Source organism: Micromonospora sp. LZ34, from assembly GCF_052981855.1.
Genome location: NZ_JBRIQN010000011.1, coordinates 1 through 12,326, shown reverse-complemented (window position 1 = coordinate 12,326; position 12,326 = coordinate 1). Strand labels below are relative to the sequence as shown.

Annotated in this window: 9 protein-coding genes and 1 pseudogene; 4 read left to right on the top strand and 6 right to left on the bottom strand. The window is 72.4% G+C overall.

Translation table 11 applies throughout. The annotated features are described in order from the left end of the window. Positions 1–22 precede the first annotated feature (22 nt). A pseudogene (locus ACVCAH_RS14315) lies at positions 23–1,122 on the bottom strand (calcium:proton antiporter). Positions 1,123–1,374: 252 nt separating this feature from the next. Here ACVCAH_RS14315 and ACVCAH_RS14310 point away from each other — a divergent pair. Both ACVCAH_RS14310 and ACVCAH_RS14305 read left to right on the top strand, forming a co-directional pair. Then, positions 1,375–1,731, top strand: coding sequence for a hypothetical protein (locus tag ACVCAH_RS14310; RefSeq protein ID WP_447136602.1), 357 nt, complete (start codon positions 1,375–1,377; stop codon positions 1,729–1,731). Positions 1,732–1,749: 18 nt separating this feature from the next. Continuing rightward, complete coding sequence (locus ACVCAH_RS14305; RefSeq protein WP_447136601.1) at positions 1,750–2,277, top strand: GNAT family N-acetyltransferase; 528 nt, start codon at positions 1,750–1,752, stop codon at positions 2,275–2,277. A gap of 170 nt (positions 2,278–2,447) precedes the next feature. On the opposite strand, the gene metH is transcribed toward ACVCAH_RS14305, so the two are convergent. Beyond that, on the bottom strand, positions 2,448–5,963 hold the full coding sequence (gene metH, locus ACVCAH_RS14300) for a methionine synthase (RefSeq protein ID WP_447136600.1): 3,516 nt from the start codon (positions 5,961–5,963) through the stop codon (positions 2,448–2,450). A 261-nt stretch (positions 5,964–6,224) separates the two neighbouring features. Between metH and ACVCAH_RS14295 the strand changes: the two genes are divergently transcribed. Then, entirely contained in the window at positions 6,225–7,094 is an 870-nt protein-coding gene (locus tag ACVCAH_RS14295; RefSeq protein ID WP_447136599.1) for a PAC2 family protein, read from the top strand. A gap of 124 nt (positions 7,095–7,218) precedes the next feature. Next, positions 7,219–8,010, top strand: coding sequence for a GntR family transcriptional regulator (locus tag ACVCAH_RS14290; protein ID WP_447136598.1), 792 nt, complete (start codon positions 7,219–7,221; stop codon positions 8,008–8,010). A gap of 44 nt (positions 8,011–8,054) precedes the next feature. On the opposite strand, the gene mshC is transcribed toward ACVCAH_RS14290, so the two are convergent. The 4 genes from mshC to ACVCAH_RS14270 form a co-directional block, all read right to left on the bottom strand. Beyond that, positions 8,055–9,293: a cysteine--1-D-myo-inosityl 2-amino-2-deoxy-alpha-D-glucopyranoside ligase gene (gene mshC / locus ACVCAH_RS14285; protein ID WP_447136597.1), complete on the bottom strand. Its 1,239-nt coding sequence runs from the start codon at positions 9,291–9,293 to the stop codon at positions 8,055–8,057. Between the two features lie 67 nt (positions 9,294–9,360). After that, positions 9,361–10,179, bottom strand: a complete 819-nt coding sequence (locus ACVCAH_RS14280; RefSeq protein ID WP_447136596.1) for an SCO1664 family protein — start codon at positions 10,177–10,179, stop codon at positions 9,361–9,363. Continuing rightward, positions 10,176–10,754: a DUF3090 domain-containing protein gene (locus ACVCAH_RS14275; RefSeq protein WP_447136595.1), complete on the bottom strand. Its 579-nt coding sequence runs from the start codon at positions 10,752–10,754 to the stop codon at positions 10,176–10,178. Before ACVCAH_RS14275 ends, ACVCAH_RS14280 begins: the two co-directional genes overlap by 4 nt. 120 nt (positions 10,755–10,874) lie before the next feature. Then, a complete protein-coding gene (locus ACVCAH_RS14270) occupies positions 10,875–11,588 on the bottom strand; it encodes a histidine phosphatase family protein (RefSeq protein ID WP_447136594.1) in 714 nt (237 codons plus the stop codon). Positions 11,589–12,326 lie beyond the last annotated feature (738 nt).

Below are 12,326 nucleotides of genomic sequence, written 5' to 3'. Positions count from 1 at the left end.
CGGGCGCGTGCGGCGGCGCGGATCAGGGGCTGGCGGCGAGGAAGATGAACGCGGCGAGCAGCACCAGGTGCACGCCACCCTGCAACAGCGTGGCCCGACCCGGCACCACGGTCAGCACCCCGCTGACCACGGTCAGCGCCAGCAGGGTCATCTGGGTGCCGCCGAGGCCGAGCACCAGCGGGCCCTCCAGCCAGACCATGGCCAGCGCGATCGCCGGGATGGTCAGCCCGATGCTGGCCATCGCCGAGCCGAGGGCGAGGTTCAGACTGATCTGCACCCGGTCCCGCCGCGCCGCGCGGACCGCGGCGAGCGTCTCGGGCAGCAGCACCAGCAGCGCGATCACCACGCCGACGAACGACTGCGGCAGGTTCGCCTTGACGACCGCGGACTCGATCGCCGGAGAGACCGACTTGGCGTCCCCGACGACCGCGACCAGCGCCACGAACAGCAGGCCGAGGCTGAGCAGCGCCTGGCGGGTCGACGGCGGGGCGGCGTGCCCGTCGCTCTCGATCACCGTGCCCTCGCTGGTGATCGGCAGGAAGTAGTCCCGGTGCCGGCCGGTCTGCACCATGACGAACAGCCCGTACAGCGCCAGCGAGGCCACCGCGGCGAAGGCCAGCTGCGCCGGGCTGAACTGCGGGCCGGGTCGGCTGGTGGTGAACGTCGGTACCACCAGGCTCAGCGTGGCGAGGGTGGCCACGGTGGCCAGTGCACCGCCGGTGCCCTCCGAGTTGAACACCGCCACCCGGCGGCGCAGCGCAGTGATCAGCAACGACAGGCCGAGGATCCCGTTGCAGGTGATCATCACGGCGGCGAAGACGGTGTCCCGGGCCAGCGACTGGGTCTTCTCCCCGCCGCTGATCATCAGCGTGACGATCAGGGCGACCTCGATGACGGTGACGGCCACCGCGAGCACCAGCGAGCCGAACGGCTCCCCCACCCGGTGCGCGACCACCTCGGCGTGGTGGACCGCGGCCAGCACCGCCCCGGCCAGGAACGCGGCCACCACCGCGACGAGCGGGCCGGACAGCTCGCGTCCCCAGGTCAGGCCAGCAGCAGTACCGCCAGCAGCGGCACGGTCACGGTCCAGTCGGTCAGACGAGCGCGGAGTCCAGCGGCCATCTTCCAACCCTGCCAGGAGATTCGATCATGTGACCAACACCTGAGGTCATTGTTACCGCACGGATGGTCATGTCCTCCGGGTGGCCGCCCCGGCGTTGTGATCGATTCGATCATGCCGCTAGGCTTCGCCGGCGCCCTCGATCGGCTGAAGGAGGTGGGAACCGTGGTCAGGATGACTGTCATGTGCTCCCACCCGATCGCGAGGGCGTCGAGGATCTGAACGGGAGCTCATCGCTACCCGGAAGGAACCCCATGACCGAGCTGGTCATCCGCCCCCTCACCGCGGGCGAGGAAGATCTCTTCGAATCCCTACCTGATCCTGGATTGGTGGGATTCGCGGCCTTCGGCGATACCTATGCCGACATGGCGGCGGCCGGCGAGTACCGTCCCGAGTGGACCTGGATCGCCCTGCGCGACGGCGTCGTCGTGGCCCGCGCCGCCTGGTGGGCCGGCCCGAAGGACGACACGCCACTGGCCCTGGACTGGTTCGACTTCTCCGACCAGGACGCCGCCGTGCGGTTGCTGCGCACGTCGCCGCTGCACGCCCAGTACTCCCTCAAGCTGCCCACCGGCTGGCGCGACGATCCCGAGGTCCGGCAGCAGGCCTAGGCCCGCATCGACGCGGCCGTGGCCGCGGGTCTGTCCCCGCTCGTCGAGCGCTACCGATACCGATGGACGCCGGACTGCGGACTGCCCCAGCGTCCGGGCCGTCTCGAATTTCGCCCTGAGCCCGACGACGCAGTCATCTTCGACGTCTTCCGCCGGATACACCAGGGCAGCCTCGACGCCCATGTGCGCCGCACCATCGCCACGTCCGGACTGGACGCAGCTGCCCAGGAAGACCTGGATTACCTGCGCTGGATGCCGAGCCCACGCAGCTGGTGGCGCCTGGCCTACACCCCGGCCGGGGAGTTGGTCGGCCTGAGCGTCCCCAGCCGCAACTATGGAGACCCCCTCATCGGCTACATCGGCGTAGTGCCTGAGCAACGTGGTCATGGGTACGCCTACGACCTGCTCGTGGAAGCCACGCACAGACTCGCCGACGACGGCGCAGACCGCATCGTGGCCGGCACCGATCAATCCAACTTCCCGATGGCCGCCACCTTCGCGAAGGCCGGCTACCCGATCGCCCAGGAACGCATCGACCTGATCTGACCGGGCAGGACCCACCAGGCAGATATCGAGCGGTGTGGAGGGCGGGCAACTCGCCCTCCACACCCACCTACTGCCGAGCAGCGAGGATACCCGTCGCCGATCGACGCAGCTTTCGGCCACGGCCCGACGAGCGACGACGGCCGAGTTACCTGACAGGGCGCGTCACGCCGTCACTTGGCGTTGAAGTAGCTGGCCTCCGGGTGGTGCACCACGATCGCGTCGGTGGCCTGCTCCGGGATGAGCTGGAACTCCTCCGACAGCTGCACCCCGATCCGCTCGGCACCGAGCAGCTCGACCACCTTCGCCCGGTCCTCCAGGTCAGGGCAGGCCGGGTAGCCGAACGCGTACCGGCAACCCCGGTAGTCGGTGCGCAGCAGACCGGCCAGGTCCGCCGGGTCGTCGTCGGCCACCGTACGGCCGCCCGGCAGCACCAGCTCGGCGCGGATCCGCCGGTGCCAGTACTCGGCGAGGGCCTCGGTGAGCTGCACGGACAGCCCGTGCACCTCCAGGTAGTCGCGGTACTCGTTGCGGGCGAACAGCTTCGCGGCGTACTCGCTGACCGGTTGGCCGACGGTGACCAGTTGCAGGGCCACCACGTCCAGCTGGTCGCCGCGGGGCCGGAAGAAGTCGGCCAGGCAGAGCCGCCGCTCCTGCCGCTGCCGCGGGAAGGAGAACCGGGCCCGCTCGGCGTGCCCGTTCTCGTCCAGCACCACCAGGTCGTTGCCCTCGGCGTAGGCGGGGAAGTAGCCGTAGACCACGGCCGCCTCCAGCACCTTGTCGGCGATCAGCCGGTCCAGCCAGTAGCGCAGCCGCGGCCGGCCCTCGGTCTCCACCAGCTCCTCGTAGGACGGTCCCTTGCCGCCCCGGGCGCCGCGCAGGCCCCACTGCCCGAGGAAGGTGGCCCGCTCGTCGAGCAGCGCCGCGTAGTCCGCCAGCGGCACACCCTTGACCACCCGGGTGCCGAAGAACGGCGGGGCCGGCACCTCCGCGTCGGTCGCCACGTCCGAGCGGACCGAGGCGTCGTCCAGCTCCGGCAGGGACTCGTTGACGATGGCCCGCTGCCGCTCCCGGCGTGCCCGCCGGGCCGCCAGGGCCGCCTCCCGCTCAGCGTCGACGACCGGCGCCCCGCCCCGCTTGGCGGTCATCACCCGGTCCATCAGGGACAGTCCCTCGAAGGCGTCCCGGGCGTAGTGCACCTGGCCGGGGAACACCGACCGCAGGTCGTCCTCGACGTACGCCCGGGTCAGCGCGGCCCCGCCGAGCAGCACCGGCCAGCGCTCCGCGACCCCGCGCGACGCCATCTCGGCGAGGTTCTCCTTCATGATCACCGTGCTCTTGACCAGCAGCCCGGACATGCCGATGGCGTCGGCCCGGTGCTCCTCGGCGGCGTCGAGGATGGCGTTGATCGGCTGCTTGATGCCGATGTTCACCACCTCGTAGCCGTTGTTGGACAGGATGATGTCCACCAGGTTCTTGCCGATGTCGTGCACGTCGCCCTTGACCGTGGCGAGCACGATCCGACCCTTGCCGCCGTCGTCGGCCTTCTCCAGGTGCGGTTCCAGGTAGGCCACCGCGGTCTTCATCACCTCGGCGGACTGGAGCACGAACGGCAACTGCATCTGCCCGGAGCCGAACAGCTCGCCGACCACCTTCATCCCGTCCAGCAGGATGTCGTTGATGATCGACAGGGGCGTCCGGCCGCCGGCCATCGCGGCGTCCAGGTCGGCCTCCAGGCCGTTGCGCTCGCCGTCGATGATCCGCCGCTTGAGCCGCTCCTCCAGCGGCAGCGCGGCCAGTTCCTCGGCCCGACCGGCGCGCGCCGAGGCGGCGTCCACGCCCTCGAAGATCTCGATGAACCGCTGCACCGGGTCGTAGCCCTCGCGTCGCCGGTCGTAGACCAGGTCGAGGGCGATCTCACGCTGCTCGTCGGGGATCTTCGACATCGGCAGGATCTTGCTCGCGTGCACGATCGCCGAGGTCAGCCCGGCCTGCACGCACTCGTGCAGGAAGACCGAGTTGAGCACCTGCCGGGCCGCCGGGTTGAGTCCGAAGGAGACGTTCGAGATGCCCAGGGTGAAGTTGACCCCCGGCCAGCGGCGGGCGATCTCCCGGATCGCCTCGATGGTCTCGATGCCGTCGCGCCGGGTCTCCTCCTGGCCGGTGGCGATCGGGAAGGTCAGCGCGTCGATGAGGATGTCGGAGCGGCGCAGGCCCCAACGACCGGTCAGGTCCTCGATCAGCCGCCCGGCGACGCGTACCTTCCACTCCTTGGTGCGCGCCTGGCCCTCCTCGTCGATGAGCAGCGCGACCACCGCGGCGCCGTGCTCGGCGACCACCGGCATCACCCGGGCGTAGCGGGACCCGGGGCCGTCGCCGTCCTCGAAGTTGACCGAGTTGACCACGCACCGGCCACCGAGCATCTCCAGGCCCGCCTCGACGACCGCCGGCTCGGTGGAATCCAGCATGATCGGCAGGGTGGACGCGGTGGCGAACCGGCCGGCCAGCTCGCGCATGTCCGTCGTGCCGTCCCGGCCGACGTAGTCGACGCAGAGGTCCAGCAGGTGCGAGCCGTCCCGGGCCTGGCTGCGGGCGATCTCCACGCACGCCTGCCAGTCCGCGGCCAGCATCGCCTCGCGGAACGCCTTGGAGCCGTTGGCGTTGGTCCGCTCCCCCACCATCAGCACGCTGGCGTCCTGGGCGAACGGCACGTGGTGGTAGATCGAGGAGACGCCCGCGTCGTGCTGGGGCTCGCGGGGCCCGGGCCGGGCGCCGTGCAGCCGCTCGGCGACCACCCGGATGTGTTCCGGGGTGGTGCCGCAACAGCCGCCGATCAGCGAGACGCCGTACTCGACGACGAAGCGCTCAAGCGCGTCGGCCAGCTCGACCGGGGTCAGCGGGTAGACCGCCCCGTCCGCGGTCAGCTGCGGCAGGCCGGCGTTCGGCATCACCGACAGCCGCACCCCGGCGTGCTGGGAGAGGTAGCGCAGGTGCTCGCTCATCTCCGCCGGGCCGGTGGCGCAGTTCAGGCCGATCAGGTCGACGCCGAGCGGCTCGATCGCGGTCAGCGCCGCGCCGATCTCGCTGCCGAGCAGCATGGTGCCGGTGGTCTCGACGGTGACGTGGCAGATGATCGGCACCGTCGACCCGATCTCGGCCATCGCCCGCTTCGCGCCGACCACCGCCGCCTTCACCTGGAGCAGGTCCTGGCAGGTCTCGATGATCAGGGCGTCCGCCCCGCCGGCGATCAGGCCGGCGGCGTTCTCCTGGTACGCGTCGCGCAGGGTGGCGTAGTCGGCGTGCCCGAGGGTGGGCAGCTTGGTGCCGGGCCCGATCGAGCCGAGCACGAACCGGGGCCGGTCGGGGGTGCTGAAGGCGTCGGCGGCCTCGCGCGCGATCCGGGCGCCGGACTCGGAGAACTCCCGGATCCGGTGGGCGATGTCGTACTCGCCGAGGTTGGCCAGGTTGGCGCCGAAGGTGTTCGTCTCGACGCAGTCCGCCCCGGCGGCCAGGTACGCCTCGTGCACGCCGCGGACCACGTCCGGGCGGGTCACGTTGAGGACCTCGTTGCAGCCCTCGTAGCCCTCGAAGTCGTCCAGGGTCAGGTCGGCCGCCTGCAGCATCGTCCCCATCGCGCCGTCGGCGATCAGGATCCGGTCTGCCAATACGTCGAGCAACGAAGTTCGCACGCGTTCAGGTTAGTGTGCCGGCTCCGGTCACGTCGCACCCCGTACCCCCGTCCCAGATACTGTCAGCGGGATCACCCCGTCCGATCTGGTGCGCTATGCCCGTTGCTTCCCATGCGCGGACCGGCGCGGCCACCGGGCCGCGTCCCGCGCCGGGACGTAGGCTGGCGACGTGAAGGACAACAGCAGCGCCCCCGCGCCCGGCCGGCGTTACACCGGGCACGGTCCCGGCACCGCCCGAGACGAGCAGGGTGAGGTGACGGCGTGACCGAGTTCGACGGACTGCCGGTGCTGCGGTCCCCGGTGGCCATCGCCGCGTTCGAGGGCTGGAACGACGCCGCGGACGCGTCCACCGCCGCCGTCGAGCACCTGGAGCAGGTCTGGCACGCCCGGCAGGTCACCGAGCTGGACCCGGAGGACTTCTACGACTTCCAGGTCAGCCGGCCGACCATCACGATGGCCGAGGGAGAGACCCGCCAGGTGCAGTGGCCCACCACCCGGTTCATGGTGGCCAGCCCGGAGGGCACCGAGCGCGACGTGGTGCTGATCCGCGGCATCGAGCCGAGCATGCGCTGGCGCACCTTCTGCGAGCAGGTGCTGGAGATCTGCCACAGCCTGGAGGTCGAGCGGGTGGTGCTGCTCGGCGCGCTGCTGGCCGACGTGCCGTACACCCGGCCGTTGCCGATCAGCGGCAGCGCCTCCGACGCGCAGGCCGCCCAGCGCTACCAGCTCACCCCCACCCGCTACGACGGGCCGACCGGCATCGTCGGTGTGCTGCACGACGCCTGCACCCGGGCCGAGGTCGACGCCGTCTCGTTCTGGGTGCACGTCCCGCACTACGCCAACAACCCGCCCTGCCCGAAGGCCACCCTCGCCCTGCTGCACCGGGTCGAGGAGGTGCTCGACCTGCCGGTGCCGATGTCCGACCTGGCCGAGGAGGCCGCCGAATGGGAGCAGCGGGTACGCAGCGCCGCCGAGCAGGACGCCGAGCTGGGCGAGTACGTGCGGGAACTGGAGGAGCGGGTCGGCGACGCCGGCATCACGCCGCTCACCGGTGACGAGATCGCCCAGGAGTTCGAGAAGTACCTGCGCCGCCGCGGCGGCTCGGCCGGCCCGACCGCCGGCTCCTGGTAGTCCCCCTCCCCTGCCGCACCGGGCCCCGGACCTTCGTCCGGGGCCCGGTTTTCGCGTGTCGCGGGTGGCGCGGTCACACCCTCTCGGCCATCCTAGGAACCTAGCTGTGATCGAGGAGGTGGGCATGCAGATCAATCCGGGCGCGGCCGAGTTCCCGCACCGGCAGATCGCCGCGCAGCTCAAGGCGCAGGTGCGCCGCGGCGACTGGGGGCCGGGCGAGCGGCTGCCGTCCATCCCGGCCATCGCCGAGATGTTCGGGGTGGCCAAGCAGACCGTCCAACGCGCCGTCGACCAGCTGCGGGTGGAGGGCATCCTGATCACCAAGCCCGGCTCCGGGACGTACGTCCGGGGCACCCGGCGGCGGCTCAACCGGCTCTCCCGCGGGCGGTACGGCGGCTTCCGCGGCTACCACACCGATCTGGCCGCCCGGTACCGGCAGCAACTCGTGTCGGTCGGCCGCACCCCCGCCCCGCCCGAGGTGGCCGACGCGTTCGGGGTGCCCGACGGCACCGAACTGGTCTGTCGCCGGCACCTGGTGCGCACCGAGGACTCCCCGGTCGAGGTCGGCGCCTCCTGGTTCCTGCCCGCCGACGCCGCCGGCACCTCGCTGGAACGCGCCGAGGCGTACGGCCGGCCGCTCTACCAGGAGGCCGAGGAGGCCATCGGACGGCGGTACGTCTCGGCCACCGACACGATCAGCGCCCGCCAGCCCAGCCGGGAGGAGGCGGAGATCCTGCAGATCCGCCCGGACACCCCGGTGCTGCACCTGTTGCACGTCGCCTTCGACGGCGCCCGCAAGCCGATCGAGGTCGCCCAGGCCACCTGGCCGGGCCCGGTCACCACCCTGACCGAGGAGTACAAGATCCCCGCCCCCACCCCCGCCCCGGACCCCGACCCCGGCCTGACCCTCGCCTGACCCGCCCCGGCGACTCCGGGCGGGCGAGGGGCGGGCGGGTGGGGTCAGAGGCGGATGCCGAGGAGGGCGTCGAGGGTGTCGGCGAAGAGGGCGGGGGCGGCCGCGTCGGTGTCCGTGCCGGCGAGCGCCGCCGCGGCCCACTCGTCGGCCAGCGCCAGCACGCCCGGCGTGTCCAGGTCGTCGGCGAGGCGGGCGCGTACGCCGGCCAGGAACTCCGCGCCGGACGGCCCGGCCGGCGCTGCGGCGGCCCGCCGCCAGCGGCCCAGCCGCTCCTGCGCGGCGGTGAGCAGGTCGTCGGTCCAGGAGCGGTCGCTGCGGTAGTGCCCGGCCAGCAGCGCCAGCCGCACCGCCATCGGGTCGACCCGGTCGGCCCGCAGCCGGGAGACGAAGACCAGGTTGCCCCGGGACTTCGACATCTTCTCGCCGTTCAGACCGATCATGCCGGCGTGCGTGTAGTGCGCGGCGAACGGCGCCTCGCCGGTGAGCCGCTCGGCGTGCGCGGCGGAACACTCGTGGTGCGGGAAGAGCAGGTCGTTGCCGCCACCCTGCACGTCGATCCGCTCACCGAGCAGGTTCAACGCGATGACCGCGCACTCGATGTGCCAGCCCGGGCGGCCCGCGCCCAGCTCACCACCCGGCCAGGACGGCTCCCCCTCCCGGGCGCCCCGCCACAGCAGCGGGTCGAGCGGGTCGCGCTTGCCCTCGCGCTCCGGGTCGCCGCCGCGCTCCGGGAAGATCTCCAGCATCTGCTCGCGGGACAGGTTCGACTCGTAGCCGAACCGGGGCGCCGCGGCGATGTCGAAGTAGACGTCGCCGGTGCCGTCCTCCAGCCGGTACGCGGCGCCGTCCTTGAGCAGCATCAGGACCTTCTCGGCGATGTCCGGGATCGACTCGATCGCGCCCACGTAGTGCGCCGGCGGGATCATCCGCAGCGCCTCCATGTCCTCCCGGAACAGCGCGGTCTCCCGCATGGCGAGGACCTTCCAGTCCTCCCCGTCGCGGGCGGCCCGCTCCAGCAGCGGATCGTCGATGTCGGTCACGTTCTGCACGTACCGCACGGTCAGCCCGGCGTCCCGCCACACCCGCTGGACCAGGTCGAACGTGATCATGGTGGCGGCGTGACCGAGGTGGGTGGCGTCGTACGGGGTGATGCCGCAGACGTACATGGTCGCCGTGCCGGCCGGCTCGCTCGGGTGGACCCCCTGCCGCGCCGAGTCGAACAACGCCAGCGGCCCGCCCCTGCCGGGCAACCGCGGCACCTTGTGTCCCGCCCAAGACTCCATGATTGTCAGCCTATCCAGCGGTACGACGGGGCAGGACGAGCCCCGGGGTGATCATCACGACAGCGGGCTACATGGGCGGCCAGGGCACCGCCGGCCAGTCCTCCGGCGGCTGCGGGAACCGGCCCTCGTCGCGCAGCCGGTCGATCCGGGCGGCCAGTTCGGCGATCTCGCCGATCGTCAGGTGGTCGGCCAGCTCGGCGCCGAGCGCCCCGGCGACCTGCCCGGCGAGCGCGTCGAGCATCTCCACCGCGTCCGCCGGCAACGGCCGACCGGCCCAGCCCCAGAGCACCGTACGCAGCTTCTCCTCGACGTGGAAGCTCACCCCGTGGTCCACGCCGTAGATCCGGTCGTCCGGGCCGACCAGCACGTGGCCGCCCTTGCGGTCGGCGTTGTTGAGCACGGCGTCGAGCACCGCCAGCCGGGCCAGCCGCGGGTCGTCGGCGTGCGCCAGGGCGTACGGAGTGCCGCCGTCGTCACGGGCGGCGGCGATCGGGAACCAACGCGGCGGCAGCGCGTCGGCCGGCACGAACCCGACCAGCGGCTCGGCATCGACCGGCTCGTCGATCCAGAGCTGGCACGACCCCGGCCCGAACGGGCCGTCGCGCAGCACCGTCGGCGGCACCAGGTCCCAGCCGGTGGCCCGGGAGACCAGGTAGGCGGCGACCTCCCGGCCGGCCAGCGTGCCGTCCGGGAAGTCCCAGAGCGGCCGTTCCCCCCGGACCGGCTTGTAGACGCAGCGGGCGGTCACCCCGTCGAGGGTCAGGATCCCCCGCAGGGTGGTGTTCGAGGCGTCCACCAGCCGGCCCTCGAGGTCGAGCTCACCGTCGCGGAGCAGCCGGAGCGCGGCGTCGCCGTCCTGGCGGGGTTGCAGGCCGGACGACGTCACCGGTGGTAACCGTTGTGCCGCGGGCAGAGGTGGCCCGCGGGGTCCAGCGGCTGGCCGCAGAGCGGGCAGGGGGGCCGGCCGGCGTTGACCACCCGCCGGGCCCGTTCGATGAACTGGCGGGTCGCCTCCGGGGTCAGCCGCACCCGGAGCCGGTCGAGGTCGTCGTCGGGCTCGTCGTCGTCGGAATCCTCGTCGTCGTCGGGCTCACCCAACTCGACCTCGGCCTCCGCCTCGCCGGCCGCGATCGCCTCGATCACCACGGTTGCGGTGTCCACGTCGAAGGCCAGCCCGAGCGTGCCGACCCGGAACTCCTCGTCGACCGGCGTGTCCAGCGGGTCGTTGTCGCCGACGGTGGCGACCGGCTCGGGCAGCTCGACCCCGAACCGGCGCTGCGCCTCGGAGAGCAGCTCCTCCAGCTTCTCCGCCAGCAACGACACCTGGACCTTCTCCAGCGCGACGCTGACCAGCCGGCCACCGCCGCGCGCCTGGAGGAAGAACGTGCGGTCCCCCGGCGGCCCGACGGTCCCGGCGACGAACCGCTCCGGCGGCTCGAAGGCGTGCACCTGGTGGGTCATACCCACGACCCTATCCGGCGCGCCAAGGCGACGCGCACCCCACCGACACCCGAATCACCACCGCGCCGGCACCCCCGGCGTACCGGCGGGTCCGCCCTGCTCCGGTGGGTCGCGCCGGGGTCACCGGGCCGCCCCCGCACCGCCGCCGACCGCGGCGTCCGAGTCGGCCGCCCGGGTCGCCCGCCGGCGCCGCTTGCGCGGCGGCGGCACCAGGCCGGCCAGGTCGCCGCCGGTGTCGTTGAGCCGGAGCAGGAAGGGGCGCACCGGCGTGTAGCGGATCGCGGTCACCGACGCCGGGTCCGCCACGATCCGCTGGAAAAGATCGAGATGTACGCCGAGCGCGTCCGCCACGATGGCCTTGATCACGTCGCCGTGGCTGCACGCCAGCCAGACGGCCTCCGGACCGTGCTCGGCGGTCACCCGGGCGTCCCAGGACCGCACCGCCGCGACCGCGCGGGCCGCCATCGCCGCCATCGCCTCCCCCTCCGGGAAGACCGCCGCGCTGGGGTGCTGCTGGACGACCGGCCAGAGCGGCTCCTTGGCCAGCTTCTTCAGCGGCTGCCCCTCCCAGCTGCCGTAGCCGCACTCGATCAGGCCCTCCTCCACCACCGGGGTCTGCCCGGGCAGCGCCAGTTCGAGGGTCTGCCGGCAGCGGATCAACGGGCTGGTCACCACCGCCGCCAGCGGCACCGGCCTGAGCCGTTCGCCGACCGCGCTGGCCTGGGCCCGGCCGGTGTCGTCGAGTTCGACCGGCTGGCGGCCGGCCAGCCCGCCGTCCGCGTTCGCGGTCGTCCGGCCGTGTCGCAGAAGCAGAAGGGTCGCCACGGTCACCACCCTAGGTCCTGCGGTGTGGGGCTTCCGCGCGGTCTGCGCCCCGCCTCCGGCCTGGTCCGGACCCGTCCGGCTCTGGGATCTTGCGGGTGGGGTGTGGCCGTGCCGGGGCGGTGGTGGGTTGCGGGTTGAGGTGTGGCCGTGCCGGGGCGGTGGTGGGTTGCGGCTGAGGTGTGGCCCGCCGTGCCCGGCTCCGGGCGGTCAGGCTTGATCCCTGCGCCGGGCACGGCGGGCCACACCCTCGTCGTGGTCCCGGGCCGTGCAATCCCGCAGGTCCGTTCCGCCTGGGTCCACCTGCGCCGGATCGCCGACTGGTTGGCCGAGATCCACTCGATGTGCGGCAACGTGCGGTGTCCGCCGTAACCGGACACCGCGACATACCGCAGGTGGAGTCGATCTCCCGCTCTACTCCCGTCGGCGTCGCCGGTGGGGCGTGTCGTCACGGGTCGGCATGCCGTCCTGCGGACGTGATACCTGAGAGGCATTTTGATGACTCTGAGGTATCGCGCTCGTTCCGCTATGGCCGCCTGCGTGCCGGGAGGTCGATGCCGTCGGACGAGCCCCTGCTCGGTAATCGGGCACGGGCCCCAAACCGGTGTGATCTCCTGGCGTCGTGTGGCGAGATGGGGTGGGTGTCCGGTTTGGGGGTGTGACCGGCCGCATTCGGGTGGTGGAATCGGGGCCGGGTCGGGGGCGTTACATCATGCGGACGATCGAGCAAGAGCCCGCCCCCTTCTAAGG

Bases quoted from the DNA above. Each gene is read 5' to 3' on its own strand.
- ACVCAH_RS14290 (WP_447136598.1), top strand. From the start codon at position 7,219: ATGCAGATCAATCCGGGCGCGGCCGAGTTCCCGCACCGGCAGATCGCC.
- mshC (WP_447136597.1), bottom strand. From the start codon at position 9,293: ATGGAGTCTTGGGCGGGACACAAGGTGCCGCGGTTGCCCGGCAGGGGC.
- ACVCAH_RS14275 (WP_447136595.1), bottom strand. From the start codon at position 10,754: ATGACCCACCAGGTGCACGCCTTCGAGCCGCCGGAGCGGTTCGTCGCC.
- ACVCAH_RS14310 (WP_447136602.1), top strand. From the start codon at position 1,375: ATGACCGAGCTGGTCATCCGCCCCCTCACCGCGGGCGAGGAAGATCTC.